The organism is Candidatus Poriferisodalis sp. (genome assembly GCF_965208485.1).
In the GTDB taxonomy this organism is placed as follows: Bacteria; Actinomycetota; Acidimicrobiia; order Acidimicrobiales; family Poriferisodalaceae; genus Poriferisodalis.
Map to the genome: position 1 here is coordinate 3,035,916 of NZ_OZ242344.1, position 20,519 is coordinate 3,056,434.

The window sequence follows — 20,519 nt, forward strand, 5'->3', positions numbered from 1 at the left end:
CGCTCTTAGCCCAGATCCACCGGTGGGGTGTGCGGTGTGGGGTCGGGTGGGATGTCGGTGGTGCGGTTTGGGGTCGGGGCGGGGTGAGGGCTGGGCGGACGCGTGGGTGGTCGGCGGCGGCTTGGGGGGTGGTTTGTGTGCTGCGCCCGGGGGGTGTGCTGCGCGGCGTGGCGTGGCGCTGGGGTTTGTTCAGCAGCGCTGGGGCAGGTTGCGGATGTGTCGCAGTGCTGTGGTGAACGTGTCGGCCCAGGGCCGTCGGGCCGGGAGCCGCAGGGTGGGTCGGCCGCTGCGGTTGACGAGCCGGCCGGGCATGGTGAGCAGGCGGCGTGCGATGGTGGCCCCAACGGTGAGCTTTCGGGGGTCGTGGACTTGGCCGATGCGTGCTGTCCAGCGTGCGATGTTGTGGGCCAAGGCGGCGCAGGCGAGCCAGGCGGCGTTGGCGGTGAAGCTGGCTGAGGGGCTGTGGGCGAGGCCGCCGGCTTTGAGGTCGGCGGTGGCGAGCTCGACGCGTGCGTGGGATCGGCAGGCGGCGTCGGCTGCTTTGGTGTCGAGTTCGGCTTCGCTGATGTCGGTGACGAATGTGTGGTGGCGCCAGTTGGGGAACAGGTCGGCCTGGTCGCCGACCAGGCGGGTGCGGCGCACCACCAGCCGCACCGTGCGCTCGGGCTTGCGGTTGGGCCGCCGTGCGCTGGTGAGCGTCGTTTCGGCGACTTGGGCCTCGCCGTCGTCGGTGTAGCCGATCGGGGTCCAGTCCGCATCGTCGACGGCCGCGACGGCCCTGCCGACGGCGGGGTTGGAGGCGACAGCGATCACGAACCTGGCGTCGAGCGCGTCGAGCTTGTCGACCAGGCCCCACGACAAGAACCCCGCGTCCGCGCGAACCGTCAGCTCCGCGTCCGGGGCGAGACGGCGCACCCGGTTGACGGTCTCGGCGAAGAAGCGGACATGGCCCCGCTGGGAGGAGCCCTTGCGCATCCGGCTGTGCACGATCTCGCCGGTGTCGTCGCGTGAAGCCACCAGCGGGTGATATCCCAGCCGCCCACCGTGCCCGTATGCAGCGCCGCCCTTCGCGTCGCTGTGCACCACCGCGACCGTGGAATCGACATCGACCGTGACCCGTTCCGCCGCCGGGGCGGCGCCTGCGTCCCACGCGCGGCCCAAAGCCAGCTCCTGGACGCGGTCCAGCTGACGCACATGACCCCACGTGAAGGACCGCAAGAACGTCCCCAACGTGGACGGCGCCACCGGCGCGAACCCAACCACCGACCCCGCCGAGCCGGCCCGCAGCCTGTCCGCGTCAGAAAAGAACGACCCGCCCACCAGCATCGAGCACACCGCCGTGAGCACCTTCGCTCCCGACCCGCGGCCCGCCGCCGGCGGGCGCACCGTCTCGTCGATCAAGCCCTCCAAGCCCAGCCGGCCCGCCAGCGTGCCCACCGCCAGCAGACCAGCGTCCCCCACCAACGAGCCCTCGTCGAACACTGCCACGACCCGGTCCAACAACCGCGTATCATCGCTCACAGAAAGCGCCTCCCGTCATGGCATCACGCCGCGATCTCACAACCGGCAAAATGCCACCTCAGGAGGCCTTTCTGGTGGACGCAAACCCCACCAGCCCAACCAAACCGATGGATCTGGGCTAAGTGTGACGGCCGCGACCACAACCGAGATGCGACCCGTCGCGGCGCACGCTGACCAGAGGGGCCTCCCATGAGCACTGTCGTGTCGCCCGCGCACATGATGGCCGTCGCTCGTGCTGACGGCCTGTACTGGGCAGGAATGTGCGCAGCCTGCTGCGAAGGAGCACTTTCGTCTGTGGAAGGCAGCGACTGGCGAGGAACACGAGCAGATGGAGGCCGATCTGGTCGCGACTCGGCTGTGCTGGCGTGCTGCGGAAATCGAACCCGGCAATTTCCCTGTGCACGACATGGAAGCGCTGACGCCGTGCCCGCGGTGCGGATCGGCCTACATCCGATTCAAGCGCGACAAGGACCCGAAGATCGCTGTCGGCGTGTTAGCGCTCTTGTCAGCGAAGTAAGCGCACTGCGCCAGGTGCAAGCACCCCCGCTACCGAGACCGGTAGCAACCGCTGTCAAGCGAAAGTTGTAGTCCCCAATTGTTCGCTTGCGTGGATCTGTCTCGGGCGACGGGCCGGCTGCGCGGTGTCACGGCGCGTAGGTCGTTGTGGACCGCCGCTGCTGTGGCGTTCTTCGTGTTGGCGTTGGTGCCGTCGGCGCTGTCCGGGGCGCAGTCGAGTGGTATGGACACATGCGGGAGCGATATGGGGACGCTGTCCGCGACATCTGTCTCGTTGTCGGCGTCAGGGTCGATTGACGCGGATCCTGATTGCACGTCGTCGCAGCGCGACCCCCAGAGCACTGAGGTCTTCTATGCACGGCGCCATACGTTCACGCTGGACGCCGCGGCGACGGTATCGGTCGGTCTGAGCCGCTCTTCGCCGGGGCAGGTGGTGACGTACCTGGTGCTCACAGACGACTCGGGGACCGTGTTGGGCCGCAATGCGGGGCATCACCGTCACGGCGGCTCGGGGCTGAGTTATCTGCTTCTGAAGGCAGGCACCTACACGATCGAGGCCACCACGGTCGCCGCGGGTGCTATAGGCGGCTACTCGGTGGCAGTGTCGTGGGCTGCAGCGGATCCGTGCGTGCGCGACCTCGGAACACTCGACGGCGCGAATCCGTCGGTGTCGGGGTCGGGGATCATCGCAGTGGACGGCAGCTGCACGTCGTCGCTGCGCGACCCCCAGAGCACCAGCACGCACTACGCGCGGCGGCACACGTTCACACTCGATGCGGCGGCGACGGTGTCGGCGGAGCTGGGGCCGGCCGGGTCGGAGTCGTTCCTGATACTCATCGACAGCGGCGGCGTCGAGGTCGGCCGCGATCAAGGCCACTCGGGCAGACGCGGGAGCCGCCCGGCGCGGTTAGGTCTGTATCTGCTTCAAGCGGGCACCTACACCCTTGAAGCGACGACTGCGAACCCCGAGGTTGTCCGACGCTACACGCTGGGGGTGTATTGGGAGCCGGCGGATGCGTGCGTCGAGGATCTCGGCGCATTGGGCAGCGCCGATTCGAGTTTGTCGGGGTCGGGGATCGTCGCGGTGGACAACAGTTGTGTGTCTTCGCTGCGCGACCCCCAGAGCACCGACACCTACTACGCCCGACGTCATACGTTCACGCTGGACGCGGCTGCCACGGTGTCGGTGCAGGTCGACCCCGCGGGGCCGAGTTCGTTTCTGGTGTTGAGCGACGGCACCGGGGCTGAAATCGGTCGCGCCCAAGGCACATCGGGCAGCCACAATGCGCGATCCCAGCCGGCGCGTCGGGCGTTCCGGCTGCCCGTCGGCACCTACACCGTTGAGGCCACCAAATCCGACGCTGGAAGCGTCGGCCACTACACCGCTTCGGTGGAATGGTTCGCGGCGGATTCGTGCGTGCGCGACCTCGGCACGCTCGGCAGTTCGAACTCGACTGTGTCCGTCTCGGGGGTGATCGCTCAGGACGCGGGATGCGTGTCGGCGCTGCGCGACCCCCAGAGCACCGATGTGTTCTACGCGCGGCGTTACACGTTCATGCTCGACGCCGCGGCGACCGTGTCGGTGCAGCTGGGCGGGGCGACGCCGCTTCGGACTCATCTTGTGCTCTCTGACAGCTCGGGGATGGTGATCAGCCGCAGCAGCGGTCCGCAATTGCTGCTCGACGCCGGCACCTACACCGTGGAGGCCACAACCGAGAGGGCCGACGACACCGGCGAGTTCTCGCTGCAGGCGCGATGGTGGCCCGCGGACACATGCGCAGAGGACTTGGGGACACTCGACGCTGCGACGCCGTCGGTGTCGGGTTCGGGGATCATCGCGGTCGACGGCAGCTGCACGTCGTCGCTGCGCGACCCCCAGGCCACCGAGGTGTTCTATGCGCGGCGCCATACGTTCACGCTGGATGCGGCGGCGACGGTATCGGTCAGTCTGAGCCGCTCTTTGCCGGGGCAGGTGGTGACGTATCTGGTGCTCACTGACGGCGCCGGAACAGAGGTGGGCCGCGCCGCAGGTCACCATCGCTATGGCGGCTCGGGGCTGAGTTATCTGCTGCTTCAGGCGGGGACCTACACGATCGAGGCGACAACGGTCACCGCGGGCGAAACCGGTGGCTACTCGTTCGGCGTGTCGTGGGCCGCGGCGGATGCGTGCGAGCAGGACCTGGGCACGCTGGACGGCGCGAACCCGTCGCCGTCGGATTCCGGGACGATCGCGGTGGACGGCAGCTGCACGTCGTCGCTGCGCGACCCCCAGAGCACCGACACGCACTACGCGCGTCGCCACACATTCACTTTGGATGCGGCGGCGACGGTGTCGGTGCAGGTCGGCCCGACCGGGGCGGAGTCGTTCTTGGTGCTCGCCGACAGCGCTGGCAGCGAGATCGGACGCGACAGGGGTTCGTCGTCGCGCAGCTATCGACAGCCGGCTCGGCTGGAGCATTATCTGCTGCCGGCCGGCACATACACCGTCGAGGCCACCAAGTTTGATCCCGGTGCTGTCGGCCCCTACACGGTGGAAGTTTCGTGGGCGCCGGCAGACGACTGTCGGCGTGACCTGGGGTCACTCGGCGCTGCGATGCCGTCGTTGTCGGGTTTGGGCATCATCGCGGTGGACGGCAGCTGCAAGTCGTCGCTGCGCGAGCCCGACAGCGAAGCGACCTTCTACGCGCGTCGCCATTCGTTCAGGCTGGACGCGGCTGCGACGGTGTCGGTGCAGGTCGGGCCCGCGGGGCCAGCCTCGTCTCTGATCCTGAGCGACAGCTCCGGGACCGAGATCGGACGCGCCAAAGGCACATCAGGCGGCCGGAACGTTCGACCCCAGCCGGCACAGCGGGCATTCCGGCTGCCCGCTGGCACATACACCGTTGAGGCCACCAAGACCGACGCCGGAAGCGTCGGCCCCTACACTGCCTCGGTGGAGTGGTTCGCAGCAGACCCGTGCGTGCGCGGCTTGGGCACCTTGGACGCATCGGCGCCGAGCGCATCTGCGACGGGCGTGATCGCCCAGGACTCCGGCTGTGAGTCGTCGCTGCGCGACCTGCACAGCACCGATGTGTTCTACGCGCGTCGTCACACGTTCACGCTCGACACCGCGGCGACCGTGTCGGTGCATCTGAGCCGCACATCGCCGGGTTCGGTGAGAACGTACCTGGTGCTCACCGACGGCTCCGGGGCCGAGGTGGGCCGTACTGCCGGGCACTACATCGGCGGAGGCGCCGGGCTTGAACGCCTGCTTCTCGATGCGGGGACGTACACGATCGAGGCGACAACCGTCGCCGCGGGCGACACGGGCGGCTACTTGATAGGTGTGTCGTGGTGGCCCGCGGACTCGTGCGTCGAGCACCTGGGGACCGTCGATGCGGCAACGCCGTCGCTGTCGGGTGCGGGGATCGTCGCTGTCGACTCCGATTGCACTTCTGCGCTGCGCGACCCCCACAGCACTGAGGTGTTCTATGCGCGGCGTCACACGTTCACGCTGGATGCGGCTGCGACGGTGTCGGTCGGTCTGAGCCGCACATTGCCGGGTTCGGTGAGAACGTACCTGGTGCTCACCGACGGTTCGGGGGCCGAGATGGGCCGCCATGCGGGACACCTCCGATCCGGCAGTTCGTGGCTGAGCTATCTGCTGCTGCAGGCGGGCACCTACACGATCGAGGCGACCACGAGCGATGCTGGGGCGACAGGCGGCTACACGGCCAGCGTGTCGTGGGCCGCAGCGGATGCATGCGAGCGGGACCTGGGCACGCTGGACGGCGCGAACCCGTCGGCGTCGGGGTCGGGAATCATCGCAGTGGACAACACGTGCATCTCGTCGTTCCGCGACGCGCAAAGCGCTGACACGTACTACGCGCGCCGTCACACGTTCACCCTTGATGCGGCGGCGACGGTGTCGGTGCAGGTCGGCCCCAACAGGCCGGAATCGTTCCTGATTCTCAGCGACAGCACGGGTACGGAGCTAGGACGGGCGCAGGGCAACTCGAGCTGGCGCGGAAGCGCTCCGGCGCGGTTGGACACACTGCTGCTGCCGGCAGGGACTTACACGATCGAGGCCACCACAGCCACCCCCGAGGTCGTCCATGCCTACACCGTGCGGGTGGACCGGTCTCCGCTGTGGCGGCACGTGACCGCCTCGGCGGCGACAGCCTCCGAGAGCGACGGCACCGTGGTGCTGACGCTGTCCGCAGCAGTTCCGTCGGTGCCCGGTCCGCTGTCGGAGGTGTCTGCGTTCTCGGTGTGGTGGGAAACCGAGGCGGGGACCGCAGTGCCGGGGTCGGACTACGCGCACGTGTCGGGGGTTGTCTCGGTGCCCGCCGACGGCCGCCGCGCAACAATCACCGTGCCGCTCGTCGACGACAGCGCCGCGGAGTCCATCGAGTCGTTCATCGTGCAGCTCACCGGCGCATCCGGCGCGACGCTCGCGAACACCGCGGCCACGGCGACGATCGCCGACGACGACCCAGCGTCGCGCGCCACGAACATGACGGCGTCCGCATGTGTCGAGCCAAGAGTGTCTGCAGTGGTGGGCGATGTGTTCGACATTGCCCAGCCGGGCTCTTCGGGATTGACTGATGTGTTCGTGGACGTGGGGCTGTCGTGTGAGGGCGGCACAGCGGGCATCGGCGGGTACCGCACCGGTGTCGAGATCCTCACCGGACCCGCGGCACCGCTGTCGAGTGGCTGGTGCGTGCGCGGCGGCGTCTCGCCGACCACCGATTCGCTCGGGCCGGGCCGCGGTTGTGTGGCTGCGGTCACCGGCACTGGGCTGCTTTCTGTCGAGGCCGAGGCGACACATATCTTGCGCATTCCCGACAGCGCGGTTGGCGAGCCGCACCAGTTGCGCGTGTGGATCGACCTGAACAAGAACGGCGTGCGCGACCCAGGCGAGGAAGCGGACATCTTCGCGGCGGACTTTGAGTCACGAGTTCAGGGCATCAGCAGCGGTGGGCGGTTCGCTCTGGCTGAGGACTTCGAGGTCACACGTCTCGATGTGGGCAGCGACCGCGTCGGCCGCGCTGGCCAATGGGCGGTGCTGCGCTTGGCGGCGGAGGTCCCCACCGGCGAGTTCGCCTACGACCCGGCGCTGAGCACGGTGGTGCCGGTGCGGGTGCCGCTCGCGAACGCTGTGGTGGGAGCGTCTGTGTATGCGGGGCCCAGCGACACAGCCGAGGTGATGTGTGTGGTGTCGCCGGTGCTGGGGATGGTGTCGCCGGGTTCTTCGAGCCGTTGCGTGACTGACGCTGAGGGGATGCTCACGCTGCGTTACCGGGTGGGGGCGCCTCCGGTGACCGCTACTGGTCCCCAACAAGACGACATCAGGATCTGGTGGGACCGCAACGGCGACGGCACCCATGACGGTGCCCCGAACCATCCCGCCCGCGAACCCTCCGACACCATCGCGATGCCGATCGCCAAAGCCGCCGTCAACTACGTCGCATTGGGCGACTCGTACTCCTCAGGCGAGGTCGGCCCCAATCCCGCTCCGGGGATGTACGTGAGCGGGGAGAATCCTGCTGACGGCGAGTGCCATCGCTGGGATCTCGCCTACCCGACGCTGATCGAAGAGGGGTTTCTCGGCGAAGACTTGGGAATCGATGCTGATCTTGAGATCTTTGCGTGCACTGGTGCGATCACGCTGAATGTGTTCGATCCGGCTGATCTTGATGGTTCCTCGACGGTGCGGGAGCAGCATTTGACGGATCGGCCGTCGTCGTCGGCGGCATTGGACGAGCCGGTGTATCGGTTGGTGTCGCCGCGTGGACGGGTGCTGGTCCATGAGCGTGATCCTCGTTGGGAGCCGCGGCAGGCGGTGTCGCTCGCGGGTGAGCACGAGAGGTCCGGGGTGGACTTGGTGACGGTGACGATCGGCGGCAACGACGCGGGTTTCGCCGGTGTGATCATGAGATGTGTGACGGTGGGGTGCGGGCCGGTCCGCTCGGAGGTGTTCGACGAGGTCCGGGACAAGGTCGCGTCGACGCTGTCGCACGTCAAGGAGGCCGCGCCGGACGCGTCGGTGTTCCTGCTGGGCTACCCCGCGCTGACGCCGGCGTTCGAGGGCTGTGAGTCGGCGACGCCCGAGATGGTCGATTCCTTCCAGCGCACCGGGCTCAGCTCGGCGTTCTTGTCCTTCGGGTTGTCGGATGGGTGCGTCGGGGCGATTCGGGGCTACGCGGAGCGGGTCGCGATGTGCCCGGCGCTCGACGCCGGCCGGGTGCTGCATCAAGCGACGGGATGGGACGCGTTCTGGTGGGACGCGGTCGCGTTCGTGCTGACCGCGAATCTCGAGATCGATGCCGCCGAGGCGATTCGCCTGCGCGACGCGGCGAGGGGTATGGATGGCGCGTTGCGGTCGGCCGCGGCGTCGGCGGGGGTGCATTACGTGAGCGTGCTCGACGAGTCCGCCGACGCGCGGCCCGATCTGAGTTCGAGGGATCACGCGGCATGCGACGACGAGCCGTGGGTGCACGGCCTGGAGTTCGACGACGCCAAGAGCCCGCCAGTCTCCGACGGCAGCTTGCATCCCAATGCGCTGGGTCATCGTGGCTATGCGCGCATCCTGGAGCAGTACATCCGCGACCGGACCGCCGCCGGCGCTGCGCTGAGCGAGGCGGGGCTGCCCGCCAATCCCCGCCGGCGCGGCGTTCCGGGCTCGGGACCGCGCAACCGCTCAGCGGTTTCGGGCGAGCAGGTTGCCGACGCCAAGTCAGACGCGCAGCCCCGAAACGCAGACACAGCAGACACAGAGGCAGAGACGCTCGGCACCGAGGGATACCTGACTCAGGAGCGAACGAGCACAGTGTCGGGCTGCGGCGCGCCGTTCGCCTCGCCGGGCGAGCAGGTGCGGCTCACCGCCGGCGGGTTCGCGGCGGACGCCGAAGTGAGCTTCACCGCACGAGCGGCGTCGCTCGGAACCGCCTCGCTGAGCGCGCCGGAGATAGCCGACGCGACCGCCGACGCCGACGGAGCGATCGACGTGTCATGGGCCGTCCCGGCCGCGCCCGACGCGGCGACGGATCCCGCGCCGCGCGCCTACGCAGCGGACGCCTCCGGCGGCAACACCGCCGGAGGCACCCACACCGCCCGCATGATCGTGCCGATCGTCGCCTACCCCGCCGCCGCACCGTGCGCGGTCGATGACTCGGCGTCGACGACGCTGGGCGTCGCAGTGCAGATCAGCGTGCTCGCGAATGACGTGGCGCCCACTGGGGGCGTCTTGGACGCGGCCACTGTGGCGGTGCGTCCGGCGGTGGGCGGCACGTTCGCGGTGAACGCCAGCACCGGTACTGTGACGTTCACGCCCGATGCTGGGTTCTGGGGCACAGTCGAGACGTCCTATGTTGTGTTCGACGGCTGGGGAATCGGCGTCGAAGCGGGCCTCTCGGTCACTGTGGATGCGGGCTGCACGATCACCGGCATTGCCGGGGTTTCGCTGATCGAGGGCACCTCCGGTGACGATGTGATCTGCGTCCCGGATCGTGATGACTGGCGGGCGTTTCATGTGATCGACGCGAAGGGCGGCGACGATGTGATCCTGGGCGGCGCCGGGGTGGAGTGGATCTACGGCGGCGACGGCGAGGACACCATCTGGGCAAACGGCGGTGACGACCGGATCATCGCCGGCGCCGGCGCGGACACGGTGCGCGGCGGTGCTGGGATCGATGCCGTCTACAGCATCGACACCGCCGACACGGTCGTCGACGACGACTACGAAATGGTGCTGTCGCCGTCGAGGGTCGTCGCGCAATCAGGTCCCGAGCCCACCGACGACTGGGCTTGGGTTGATGTGTCCCAGACGGTCCTGGTCGATGTGCTCTCCAATGATCACGATCCCAACGAGGACCTCGACCCGTCGACACTGCAGATCGTCGCTGTGCCCGCGAGCGGAACTGCCGCGGCTGTCGAGGATCCCGACGGCCGCGTCGTGGTGAGCTACACCGCCTCTGACGGGGGCGGCTCGGACTCGTTCGCCTATGAGGTGTGCGACGCGCTTGGCAGCTGCGCGCAAGCAGAGGTGACGGTGATGGTCGGCACGGCTGATTGCACGATCGTCGGCACTCAAGGGGCTGACACGATTCGTGGCACGCCCGGCGACGATGTGATCTGCGGCTTGGGCGGCGGTGACACGATTCGGGGCATCGGCGGCACTGACGTCATCGTCGGCGGCCTCGGCGATGACGACATCAACGCAGGCGACGGAGCGGACCTTGTGTGGGGAGGCCCCGGGGCTGACACTCTCGACGGAGGCCCCGGAGATGACACGGTCTGGGGTGCCGCCGGCGACGACGCGCTGGTCGCGAGCTCAGGCAGCGACCGGCTCGACGGCGGCCCGGGCGACGACACCGTCACTGGCGGCGGCGGAGACGATCTGATCTGGGGCGGCCCCGGCGCGGACATCCTCGACGGCCACGCCGGCGATGACACCGTCTGGGGCGGACCGGGCGACGACATGCTGCGCGGCGGCAACGGCGACGACACAATCTGGGGCGGCGCCGGCGCGGACACGCTCACCGGCGGCGCGGGAGCTGACAGCCTCCACGGCGGCGCCGGCGGCGACCGTCTCGACGGCAACGCCCAGAACGACACACTATGGGGCGGTCCCGGTGCGGACACGCTCAACGGCGGCGGCCACGACGACGAGCTCCACGGCGGACCCGGCAGCGACACGCTGCGCGGCGGCGCAGGTGATGACCGGTTGTGGGGCGGCATCGACGCCGACAGCCTCGACGGCGGCGACGGGATCGACCATCTCGACGGCGGCGGCGGCGTCGATGCTTGTCGACGTGCATCGACGGTGGTTGGGTGCGGGCCGGGCGGCGGTTCCTAGCGGTGACCGCGGGGCGTTTGTGGGTATTGGTGGCGGTTGTGGCCGTGCTCTCGGCGGGATGTTTTGGGGGTCCGTCGTTCGATTACTACGACGACAGCCTCAGGGGCACTGATGAGCTGCCGGCGGTGGTCAGGTTCGGGCAGCGGATCGGCCCTGAGGGCGACGGCTGCTGGCCTGAGGACCGCGAGCGCGGCGGCACGGTGTTCTGCGATCTGGTGTCGATCGGGGGCCTGCACTGGGACAGCGGCGACGTGCATGTCACCAGTACGTTCGGGCGCCCTTCCGCGGCGATCGGTGTGGGGGCGGGTTTCTTGTGCCTGCTGGACGGCGAGGGGAGACCGTGGTGCTGGGAGTGGAGCGCCGACGTCGTGCCGCGTCGGGCTCGAGCCCCCCACGATGAGACATTCAGGCTCGTGGCAGTCGTTGACAGCTGGACCAAGAAGGTCGAGGGCGTTCCGGGGTTCGCGTGCGGGCACACGCCCGATTTCCTGCGGGTGGTGTGCTGGAGCGTCGGCGTGGACCAGCCCGACTACCGCCAGTCGAACCATCGTTTCGTCGACGGCCACGAATGGGCGCTGCGAACGGTCTTTGACGACCCGCCGCGCTTCAGCGCGGGCAGGCGAGGGGCGTCCGGGGACGGGACCTTTCACGCGTTCACCGGCAGGGCACGGCCGTCCGTATCCGACGCACCAACAGTTCTGGTGACAGAAACGTTGCGATGACTGCATGCGAGAGCCTTGTGCCGGCGGGGCTGGGTCGCCGCTTGGCGGCGCGCCTGATCGACGTGGTGGCGGCCGCGGCGGCGATGTTCGCTGTGAGCATCGTCCTGGGCGTGCTGGCAGTGCTGATTTGGTTCGGCTCGCCCGGCAGCGGCAGCAGCGTCGACACGGCTTTATTGGGGTTCGTGTTGACCGCAGCGGTGCTGGCCGCCCATGCCGCCTACGAGGTGATCCTCACGGTGCGACACGGCGCGACGGTCGGCAAAGCGATGGCGGGCATGGCCGTCGTGAATCACCAGAGCGGCGCACAGCCCGGCACAGGCCAGATCCTGGCACGGCACCTGATGCTGCACGTTCCTCCGACAGTGGGGTGCGCGGTCGCGGTGTCGATGTTCGAGCCCGCCGACATGCGGGCGTGGGCGGCGATCGCCGCAGGCGCCGCCAGCTGGGCGCTCATCGGCGCGTCCGCGGCATGGAACCCCCGACGCCGGGGCTGGCATGACAGGCTCGCCGGCACCGTCGTGGCGACAGCGGACTCGGTGCCCGCCGGCCCGCCCCCGCCCCCCAAGCCGCCGCCGAGCGCACCGGCATCGCAGCCTGCCGCACAACCCGAGCCCGAGTCCTGGGGACTTGTGTCGGACTACTACACGACTCCCACCGATCGAACCGGCGCCCACTGCTCTGACCGCAAGAACCCCAAACGCGACCAGCGCAGCTGAGAGCCAATTGCAGCGCCGCCGCGCGACGACATCGCCGCGCAGACAACCCGGAGACCCTGCCGCGACGCGGCAGACTCGCTTCGTTGAGCTGCCGAGGCCCTCCTCGGCGCCCGTCGCCGCACCAGCCCGCCGCCATGGCTGCGAACGGCCAGCGAGCCGAACTGCCCGCAGACCGACCCCGCCGGCACCAGCGCAATGCCCCCTCGCCGAACACCCAGAGACAGCCGTCGCTGGGACCTTCTGTGTCGGACGCGGCCCCGTGTTGTCTGGGCGGGAACGCAGCGACCGGACGGCTCTGACGCGACCGGACATCATTCGAACTTGGTACGCGACGCCAACGAGCGACCGCCCAGCCCCGAAGCAGCGTTCATCGGCCACTATGTGATGGACGTCCTCAGCGGCCCCAAGACGATGATCCACACATCGTGCCAGCCGCGATTCTCACAGCAAGCCCCGACTGACGCCGGCGCTCTCGACGGCGAGCACAACCACCCGATCGACACCGGCACGCCCCGCCGAGTCGCAAGATTCGCTACGGCGCGTCCCGTAACGCCCTGACCAGCACCAACGCGGACGCACCCTTCGTGTCCCAACGCTCTGACCAGCAACAACGCTGACCCGGTTGCACCCAGACCCCCAAGTTCGCAACGCTGTGACCTACGGAAACACTGAATCGCAACTGCCGCCGCGACGCTCTGACCAGCGCAGACGCGGCGAGCCGCGCAACCAGCGCGTACATCAATCTGACAGCGGAACGCGTCCCGAGCACAGCGCGATCGCGTTCCGCGCAGCAGTCAAACGCGTTCCAATGTCGGCGCGATCGCGTTCGCGGGAGAGGTTACGTGAGGCTGTGACCTGCGAAAATGCTATTTCGCACATGTCCCCGAGGGCGGGGTGTGTGCGGAATTCTGTGCGGAATTCAGCCGCTCCGTGAGTTTCGGAGCCTAGTTGGGGCGATTCGCGGCTCGATCGGTGCAGGAGCGCCTTGTCCGCAGGAGTCCGCGAGTCGTCAGCGCGTTCGGGGCGCGTGTGGAGAACCGGTCTGTCCGATCCGGAGCTTCTAGGCGGCTAGCGGCAGCGGTCCATCACGTGAAGACGGTTCGGCCCTGTCGTCGCCGTGGTCTTCGACTGGTCTGAGGTGAGCGAGATAGTTGCCGTACCAATGGCTCACGTCGGCTCCGGTGCGCTTGGCGTAGTTGAGCAGCGCTGTGTTGAGGTAGTTGTGCTGCGCGGCATACAGCTTGAAGAGCAGCGATCTGCGTCCGAGCACATTGGAGCACCGTTCGGGGAGCATTGAGGCTGTGCGGTTGTTTGCTGATTCGCTGTCTTCGCGGATGCCGTAGTCCTCTTGCATCACCGGGTCGTAGTTGGGGTGGACCCGTAACGCCGTCGTACGTCGTGTGTGGCGCGGTTCGGCTTTGCGTTCATCGCTGCTGCTGTTGTGAGCGAGTTCAATCGTCGCGCCTTGGATTTCGAGCCTTCGTCTTTTGTTGGGATGGGGGCTGCTGCACCCAAAGCTGCTCGCAGACGCAGCGACCCACTATGCGCCACAAGTCTCGCGACGCGTCGGGTCGATGCTGCAGCAGATACGCGGCATTCAGCGCAGGATCAATCTGCGCCCGCTGTGGTGCCAGGTCCGCAGCAGAGGACTCGGACCCCCAGTCGAGATCTACAGCGGCGAAGTCGACACGACTCGCAAAGCCGACCGGTGGAGCGTCACCTGCTCCAGCAAGCTTGACCCGGATTACTGATGGCGGCACGGACCACGTCACGCTGCGCCCGTGTCCTGAGCCGACGACATCCCGGACGACCTAATCGACAGATACTGTTGTTCGCATGTCGGATGGTCCATCACCGCTCGACCCTGAGGCAACGCTGGAGCTGCTGCGCTCGCATTCCTGGCATCCCGAGACCGTCGGTGCGTGTCTGCGCCAGGTGCGCGACTGGCTGTCCGACACCGGACAGCACGCTGCGGCAAGCGAGCTGTGGGGCATCTGGGTCACCGCGCCTGACGACACCCCAATGACGGCCGCTGAGCTGATCGGCACCGAGTCCAGCGAGGCGAAGCGCCAGCAGCGGGTCCGAGACAAAGCCGAGATCGAAGCCAAGCTCGAACCCTGGGGTCCGCCGGAGCTTTGCGGCCCGACTGGCATCCCAATGTGTATCCGATAGGATACACTCTGATGGGTAATGTCTCGATATCGAAATCGCGATTGAACAAACCGATGAGTACGCAGATTGGTTCGACGGACTCACGGACACCCAGATTCGAGCGCGCATCAACGCACGGATCAGGCGTCCGTCTCTCGGCAACCCCGGCGACGTCAAGCCAGTCGGCGGCGGTGTTTCGGAGATGCGCATCGACCACGGACCCGGATATCGGGTGTACTACAAGCAGCAAGGGAAGAATCTGGCAGTGCTGCTCTTCGGCGGCACCAAGAAGAAGCAGGATTCTGACATCGAACGCGCCCTTGAACTGGCAGCAAATCTCTAGACCAGGAGAATGATGACGAACATGAAACGCACCCGAACCAGACCCTGGGACGCCGCCGATCACCTCACCAGCGAAGACGACAGGCTGGCGTATCTCAACGCGGCGCTGGAGACAGGCGATGTTCAACTCATCAGCGCAGCGATGGGGGACATCGCGCGCTCCAGGGGGATGGCCCAGATAGCCGCCGATACCGGACTCGGACGCGAGAGCCTGTACAAGTCGCTATCCATCGAGGGCAACCCGGCATTCACGACGGTGCTGAAGGTCTGCGACGCCATGGATTACCAACTCCACGCGATCCCTGCCCACCACGACGCATGACGGAATAGTCCGTCGCGAAAGCGGACCGAACCCGCCGCTGAGCAGAACTCGGGACGGACCGCATATCCGTCCCGGGTGTTCCGCGTCTCGGAGCCAGGTCTGATGATGCTCGATAGCGTGCTGACCTTCTACGAGCCGCGATCTGCTGGGCTGCGTCATCGTGCTACCAGGTCACAGCTCGCTGGGTCGCTCTGCTGTGGGTCGGCACTGTCATGATGCTCGCCGCGCCACCCGTCACGGTGTTCATCGCGATCCTGATGACGGTGGTGGTCGCAGTTGCCGCGTGGAGACGATGAAGCGGGCGCGACGCCGAGATGGGCACCAAGAATCAGGCGACCACTTTGGGCTCTTCGTCTTTTGTTGGGATGGGGTCGGGTTGAGGGTCCTCGGGTAGGGGTTGAGGCTCTGCTGGGATCGGTGTGTCTGACGCCGATCCCTGGGGGGCCTCGATGAGGCGTGGTGTTGTGTCGGTGCGGCTGTGGCTGTCGCTGACTGAGGTGGTGGAGGTGATCGTCGGCGCGCCCGAGGTGCTGGTGGTGCGGGTGTGCTCGACGGTGCGCCGCCCGTGCTGTGCGGATTGCGGGACGCCGAGCGGGCGGGTGCACGACCGCCGCGGCGACGAGGTGCGGGACTTGGAGGTGTCGGGCCGGCCGGTGACGCTGGTGTGGGAGCGGCGGCGCATGGTGTGCGGGCCGTGCGGGCGGCGCTTTGCTGAGACCCGTCCGGCGTTCGAGGGCCGCGTCACGGCTCGTCTGGCGCGGCGTCTGGTCCAAGACGCCCGCCAGATGACGGTGAACACTGCTGCGAAGCGTCATGGGCTGAGCTGGGAGCTGGTCAACGCGCTGGTGGTCGCCTATGCGGGCCTGGTCGGCTCGCGTCGCCGCCGCCGGCGCTGCGGGGGTGCTGCTGGTGGAGGGGACCTCGATCCGCAAGCGGCACCGGTATGTGACGGTGCTGGTGAACGGCGACACCGGGGAGGTGCCCGCGATGGTGCCCCACCGCAGCGAGGCGGCCCTCAGCGGCTTCCTGGCTGCTCAGGGGCACCGCTGGCGCCGCGGCGTCAAGGTCGTCGTCTCGGACGGGTCCAAGTCCTATGCGGCGGCGATCGCCGAGCGGCTCGGCCACGCCCGCCATGTGCTGGACCGGTTCCACGTGATCGGCTGGTTCGCAGCCGGGCTGACCGCGGTGCGACGCGACGTGCAGCGCCGCCCCGAAGGGGCCAAGCCGGCGTTCGACCCCGAGGTGTTCCGGGCACGGTTCGTGCTCATGAAACGCCCCGACACCCTCGGCGCAGACGAACGCTCCCGGCTCGACGCGCTCTTCGAGACCCACCCGAGGCTCAAAGCAGCCTGGGACGCGCTCGGCGAGCTGCACGGCCTCTATCTCGCCAAGGACCGCAAAGGCGCCCTCGAAGCGCTCGACCGGCTCGCCGACATCTACCGCACCGGCGACATACCCGAGTTCAGCGACGTCGTCGACACCTTCCTCGCCTGGCATCCCCAGATCCTCGACTGGCACCAAACCGGCCAGCCCAGCAACAGCCGCATCGAAGGCACCAACAACCCCCACCCGAGTCCTACGCCGCAAAGCCCACGGCTTCACCAACCACACGAACCTCGAAGCCCGCGGAACACTCATAGCCCGAACCCGCCGAACCCAGCAGCCCCCATCCCAACAAAAGACGAAGGCTCAGCTTTCATCCGAATCTGGCTGGTCATCGTGGTGCTGCGCGGATACTGGTGCAGTTCATCCGCGATCGGGTAGCGGATGATGCTGCGCTGTCCGAGGCGGGGCTGCCGGCGAATCCGAGCCGGCGGGGTCCGCCTGGCTCGGGATCGCGCAGCCCCGCTGACTCCTCGGCCGGAGTTGGCGGCGGACAAGCTGGCAGCGCCGCCGGTAAGCATGTCGCCGATGATTCGTTGAGCATGAGCGACGCCGCGACGGGCTCCAGCGACGAAGCAGGCGACACCGCCGAGACCTCGGCGGACACGGCGGGATACTTGGTGCAGCGGCGCGCTAAGGGTCCGCCGCGTCTTAAGTCGCGTGATCCGCTCACGCATTTCCGCAGGTCAAAGACCTGCGCATGGGGGAAAATCACGCGACTTGACTGATGGCGGACCCTAACGCAGTGTCGGGCTGCGGGGTGCCGTTCGTGTCCGCAGGCGAGCAGGTCCGGCTCGCCGCCGCCGGCTTCGAATCGGGTGCGACGGTGAGCTTCGCTGCTCGTGCGGTGTCGTTGGGCGGTACCGCATTGACCGTGCCGGCGCTCGCCGACGCTACGGCGGACACCGACGGGGAGATCGATGTCGCTTGGACCGTGCCGGCGGCACCGGCGGTCGGCACAGATCCCGCCCCGCGCGCGTATGTCATCGACGCCACCGGTGACAACCCCGACGGCGGCGCTCACACCGCGTACATGACTGTGCCATTGGTGGCCTATCCGGCTACGGCGCCTTGTGCGGTCGCGGACACTGCGTCGACGGCGCGCTGGGCACTGCGGTGCAGGTCGATGTGCTGAGCGACGACATAGCGCCCTCCGGCGGAAACTTGGACGCTGCCACCGTGGAAGTCCGTCCTGCGCCGGGCGGCACATTCTCCGTGAACGGCGCTTCGGGGCTGGTGACATTCACCCCCGATCCGGGGTTCTGGGGCATCGTCGCCACGACATCGCCGACGGCGCCGAACTCGCCGACCACATCGCCGGCTGCCTCGACGAACACAACCGCGTCCGGCCCCACCAGCACCCCGCCGCCCGAGAGTTCCTCGCCGCCGCCCACCTCCGCTGAACAGCCACGCCACGCCCGAACCCCGCGACCCGGCTCCCGCCGGGCACGCCCCCGCACCCACACCCGCGCCGCAATCGAGCCGGCACGCTCCCGTCGAACCGCCCGACCCCGACCCCCCAACCCAGCACCGTCCAGCTGAACGCAGAACACACCAAAAGAACACCAACCAGCATTCTCATGAATAATCAGGGCTAACTGTTGTTGTGCGCGCCCATCGAGCCGCTGATCATGGACCGGCCCAGCAGCATCAGCCACAGCACCGCAACCAAAGCGCCTATGCCGTTGATGACGTCCCAGCCCTCGAAATCGACGATCGCTGCAATGACCCAGAACAGCACCGTCCACACGATGCCCACGACTGCCGTGATGAGCGCAGCGCCGCGGTGAAATCCCTTGGGCAGGATCGGCATCAGGCCGAGCGCCATCGACGCGGCGCCCAGCATCACCAGCGGGATCGCCACGAACGCGAATCCTGCCTTGACCGAGTGCATCGCGAGGGCGACCTGCATGACAGCGTCTGACCCCGCCGCCGCACCGGCGCCGAGCCCGTCGTCGATCGCTACCACCATCATCATGTCGAGACCCTCGCCGAGGACGGCAATGCCGGTGCCGATGCCCGCCATCATCAGGCCGTACCGCGTGCCGGTGCAGTCGAGGCCTTCTTCGTGCGCCGTGATCCAGACCACCATGAGGCCGGCGATGACCGTCACGGCGGCGATCGCTATGAAGATGGACGTCAGGTGACTCAGCCAGGCGAGATCGGTCATGGCGTCGATCCGGCCGACGAAGTCCACCCGATCCGCGCTCTGAACGATGACGCCGCCAGGTTCCAGGACTCCCATCACCAGCGCCAGCAGGCCGCCGTAGAGCAGCGCGAATCCGCCGCGCTGCCGCCGGGTGTAGTTGTTGATCTTCTCCAGAACCATTGCCATGCAGGTGCCCCCCCTTCGGCCACGGATGCTGACCCATCACCGAGACTAGTGCGGGCACTGCCGTGATCCGGGCGCGCGCCTGCAGTCATACGATGCAACGGCCAGAATGACAGTGTGAATGACAGTGTGAATGACAGCATGGATGAAGCGATCAGCAGCGGCCTGGTGCCATCTGATGAAGCACTCGTGAAGGCACATGTCGGCACCGGCTACGAGCCGATGGAGCCGATCGTCGCCTCCGTACCGGTCGCGGTGCCGGCATCTGGCGTCTGGGCAGCCATCAGCCTGCCCGGCAACCTCACCAGCATTCACCCGTTCTGCGAGCGCAACGACGTGAAGGTGTGGGACGGCGCCCGCAGCCGCGATCGCGTCTGCTACTACAGCGGCGTCCAGTATCAGCGCGAGTTCTGCGACTGGCTCGACGGCGTGGGCTATGACTTGGTGCTCGGTCCTCCCCACGCCCGCACTGCGCTGGTGCGCTGGCGCATCCGCGACATGTCCGCCGAGCGCAGCGAGTTCAGCATCAAGGTGGTGGCCTTGCTGCGTGACGACGTGCCCGCAGGCCGACGCGAGCACTACGCCGAGCACATGATCCGCCGTCCGCTGCCGTCATACCTCGACTCGGTCGTGCGCGGCACGGCCTACTTCGCCGAGACCGGCGCCCCCGTCACGAAGAACCAGTTCGGGGCGCACTCCATCTACTCCCCGGCGGACTGAAGAGACATCACTGCCGAGTGCGCATCAGCACTCCTGAGAGACACCAAGCGAGACAACGGCCTGGCCACTAGGTTCGACCGGCATGGGTGACTTCTGTTATGCGGAGCGCGACGGGCACCTGTTCGTCGTCACGATCAACCGGCCGGAGCGCATGAATGCACTGCACCCGCCCGGCAACGCCGAGATGTCGGACCTGTTCGACGAGTTCCAGAACGATCCGGAGCTGTGGGTGGCGATCGTCACCGGGGCAGGCGACCGGGCCTTCTCGGCGGGCAACGACCTGCGCTACCAAGCCGAGGGCGGCGACCGTTCGGCGATGCCTTCGTCGGGCTTCGGGGGCCTGACCTCACGCTGGGATCTCGACAAGCCCGTCATCGCGGCGGTCAATGGCGTGGCCATGGGCGGCGGGTTCGAGATCGCGCTGGCCTGCGACATCATCGTGGCCTCCGAGAATGCCCTGCTCGCCCTGCCCGAGCCGAAGGTCGGCCTGGCGGCACTCGCCGGCGGCGTGCATCGCCTGCCGCGTCACATCGGGCTGAAGCGCGCGATGAGCATGATGCTCACGGGTCGGCACGTGTCCGCGGCCGAGGCCAAGGAGTTGGGCATCGTGGCCGAGGTGGTGCCCCAGGGCGAGGCACTGGCGTGCGCGCGCCGCTGGGCCGAGATGATCCTCGAGTGCTCGCCGATGTCCATCCGCGCGACGAAGCAAGCGGCCATGCAGGGACTCAACGAGGCCGGCGTTCGGGCTGCGCATGAGGGTCGCTATGAGGCCGTGCGCGCCATGAACAACAGCGCCGACTTCATCGAGGGTCCCCGGGCGTTCGCCGAGAAACGCCCGCCCCAGTGGCAGGGCCGCTAGTTTCCCTTCGCGAGATCCTTCAGCATCGCCTTGACCAAGCTCCGCCTCGGCGAGCAGCTTCTTCAGCCGAGCGTTCTCGACGCGCAGCTCCTTGAG

The 20,519-nt window shown here is 68.0% G+C and carries 17 protein-coding genes and 1 pseudogene; 15 read left to right on the forward strand and 3 right to left on the reverse strand.

The genetic code is table 11. The features are described 5' to 3' along the window. Positions 1-189 precede the first annotated feature (189 nt). Entirely contained in the window at positions 190-1,521 is a 1,332-nt protein-coding gene (locus ACOGXQ_RS14230) for an IS1380 family transposase (protein ID WP_419944284.1), read from the reverse strand. 607 nt (positions 1,522-2,128) lie between these two features. Here ACOGXQ_RS14230 and ACOGXQ_RS14235 point away from each other — a divergent pair. From ACOGXQ_RS14235 to ACOGXQ_RS14250, 4 genes are all read left to right on the forward strand, one after another. Next, positions 2,129-10,876 (forward strand): Ig-like domain-containing protein, encoded by an 8,748-nt coding sequence (locus ACOGXQ_RS14235; RefSeq protein ID WP_419944285.1) that lies wholly within the window; start codon positions 2,129-2,131, stop codon positions 10,874-10,876. 2 nt (positions 10,877-10,878) lie between these two features. Next, positions 10,879-11,598 carry a hypothetical protein gene (locus tag ACOGXQ_RS14240; RefSeq protein ID WP_419944286.1) on the forward strand — a complete coding sequence of 240 codons (720 nt, stop codon included), beginning with the start codon at positions 10,879-10,881 and terminating at the stop codon, positions 11,596-11,598. Beyond that, positions 11,595-12,314: an RDD family protein gene (locus ACOGXQ_RS14245; protein WP_419944287.1), complete on the forward strand. Its 720-nt coding sequence runs from the start codon at positions 11,595-11,597 to the stop codon at positions 12,312-12,314. The genes ACOGXQ_RS14240 and ACOGXQ_RS14245 overlap by 4 nt, the downstream gene beginning before the upstream one ends. 321 nt (positions 12,315-12,635) lie before the next feature. Then, complete coding sequence (locus ACOGXQ_RS14250; RefSeq protein ID WP_419944288.1) at positions 12,636-12,872, forward strand: hypothetical protein; 237 nt, start codon at positions 12,636-12,638, stop codon at positions 12,870-12,872. 502 nt (positions 12,873-13,374) lie between these two features. Here ACOGXQ_RS14250 and ACOGXQ_RS14255 read toward each other — a convergent pair. Continuing rightward, complete coding sequence (locus ACOGXQ_RS14255) at positions 13,375-13,668, reverse strand: hypothetical protein (RefSeq protein WP_419944289.1); 294 nt, start codon at positions 13,666-13,668, stop codon at positions 13,375-13,377. A 220-nt stretch (positions 13,669-13,888) separates the two neighbouring features. Here ACOGXQ_RS14255 and ACOGXQ_RS14260 point away from each other — a divergent pair, with 220 nt between their 5' ends. From ACOGXQ_RS14260 to ACOGXQ_RS14300, 9 genes and pseudogenes are all read left to right on the forward strand, one after another. Next, on the forward strand, positions 13,889-14,065 hold the full coding sequence (locus tag ACOGXQ_RS14260; RefSeq protein ID WP_419944290.1) for a hypothetical protein: 177 nt from the start codon (positions 13,889-13,891) through the stop codon (positions 14,063-14,065). Positions 14,066-14,150: 85 nt separating this feature from the next. After that, positions 14,151-14,486, forward strand: coding sequence for a hypothetical protein (locus tag ACOGXQ_RS14265; RefSeq protein WP_419944291.1), 336 nt, complete (start codon positions 14,151-14,153; stop codon positions 14,484-14,486). Positions 14,487-14,520: 34 nt separating this feature from the next. Continuing rightward, a complete protein-coding gene (locus ACOGXQ_RS14270; protein WP_419947406.1) occupies positions 14,521-14,808 on the forward strand; it encodes a type II toxin-antitoxin system RelE/ParE family toxin in 288 nt (95 codons plus the stop codon). 21 nt (positions 14,809-14,829) lie between these two features. Then, positions 14,830-15,129, forward strand: a complete 300-nt coding sequence (locus ACOGXQ_RS14275; protein ID WP_419944292.1) for an addiction module antidote protein — start codon at positions 14,830-14,832, stop codon at positions 15,127-15,129. Between the two features lie 449 nt (positions 15,130-15,578). Next, positions 15,579-15,761 (forward strand): annotated as a pseudogene (locus ACOGXQ_RS14280) (hypothetical protein); the annotation flags it as partial. Positions 15,762-15,984: 223 nt separating this feature from the next. Beyond that, entirely contained in the window at positions 15,985-16,893 is a 909-nt protein-coding gene (locus ACOGXQ_RS14285; protein WP_419944293.1) for an ISL3 family transposase, read from the forward strand. A gap of 161 nt (positions 16,894-17,054) precedes the next feature. Next, positions 17,055-17,240 (forward strand): hypothetical protein, encoded by a 186-nt coding sequence (locus ACOGXQ_RS14290; RefSeq protein ID WP_419944294.1) that lies wholly within the window; start codon positions 17,055-17,057, stop codon positions 17,238-17,240. Continuing rightward, the gene (locus tag ACOGXQ_RS14295; protein ID WP_419944295.1) at positions 17,240-17,647 is read left to right on the forward strand and encodes a hypothetical protein; all 408 of its coding nucleotides are present in this window, start codon (positions 17,240-17,242) and stop codon (positions 17,645-17,647) included. Before ACOGXQ_RS14290 ends, ACOGXQ_RS14295 begins: the two co-directional genes overlap by 1 nt. Then, entirely contained in the window at positions 17,641-18,054 is a 414-nt protein-coding gene (locus ACOGXQ_RS14300; RefSeq protein ID WP_419947407.1) for a hypothetical protein, read from the forward strand. The genes ACOGXQ_RS14295 and ACOGXQ_RS14300 overlap by 7 nt, the downstream gene beginning before the upstream one ends. Positions 18,055-18,106: 52 nt before the next feature. On the opposite strand, the gene ACOGXQ_RS14305 is transcribed toward ACOGXQ_RS14300, so the two are convergent. Continuing rightward, the gene (locus ACOGXQ_RS14305; protein WP_419944296.1) at positions 18,107-18,847 is read right to left on the reverse strand and encodes a hypothetical protein; all 741 of its coding nucleotides are present in this window, start codon (positions 18,845-18,847) and stop codon (positions 18,107-18,109) included. Between the two features lie 114 nt (positions 18,848-18,961). Between ACOGXQ_RS14305 and ACOGXQ_RS14310 the strand changes: the two genes are divergently transcribed. Then, complete coding sequence (locus ACOGXQ_RS14310) at positions 18,962-19,564, forward strand: hypothetical protein (RefSeq protein WP_419944297.1); 603 nt, start codon at positions 18,962-18,964, stop codon at positions 19,562-19,564. An 82-nt stretch (positions 19,565-19,646) separates the two neighbouring features. After that, a complete protein-coding gene (locus ACOGXQ_RS14315) occupies positions 19,647-20,423 on the forward strand; it encodes an enoyl-CoA hydratase-related protein (RefSeq protein ID WP_419944298.1) in 777 nt (258 codons plus the stop codon). Positions 20,424-20,519 lie beyond the last annotated feature (96 nt).

Bases quoted from the DNA above. Each gene is read 5' to 3' on its own strand.
- ACOGXQ_RS14245 (WP_419944287.1), top strand. From the start codon at position 11,595: ATGACTGCATGCGAGAGCCTTGTGCCGGCGGGGCTGGGTCGCCGCTTG.
- ACOGXQ_RS14255 (WP_419944289.1), bottom strand. From the start codon at position 13,668: ATGCAAGAGGACTACGGCATCCGCGAAGACAGCGAATCAGCAAACAAC.
- ACOGXQ_RS14260 (WP_419944290.1), top strand. From the start codon at position 13,889: ATGCTGCAGCAGATACGCGGCATTCAGCGCAGGATCAATCTGCGCCCG.
- ACOGXQ_RS14265 (WP_419944291.1), top strand. From the start codon at position 14,151: ATGTCGGATGGTCCATCACCGCTCGACCCTGAGGCAACGCTGGAGCTG.
- ACOGXQ_RS14275 (WP_419944292.1), top strand. From the start codon at position 14,830: ATGAAACGCACCCGAACCAGACCCTGGGACGCCGCCGATCACCTCACC.
- ACOGXQ_RS14285 (WP_419944293.1), top strand. From the start codon at position 15,985: ATGCGGGCCTGGTCGGCTCGCGTCGCCGCCGCCGGCGCTGCGGGGGTG.
- ACOGXQ_RS14290 (WP_419944294.1), top strand. From the start codon at position 17,055: ATGAGCGACGCCGCGACGGGCTCCAGCGACGAAGCAGGCGACACCGCC.
- ACOGXQ_RS14295 (WP_419944295.1), top strand. From the start codon at position 17,240: ATGGCGGACCCTAACGCAGTGTCGGGCTGCGGGGTGCCGTTCGTGTCC.
- ACOGXQ_RS14305 (WP_419944296.1), bottom strand. From the start codon at position 18,847: ATGGCAATGGTTCTGGAGAAGATCAACAACTACACCCGGCGGCAGCGC.
- ACOGXQ_RS14315 (WP_419944298.1), top strand. From the start codon at position 19,647: ATGGGTGACTTCTGTTATGCGGAGCGCGACGGGCACCTGTTCGTCGTC.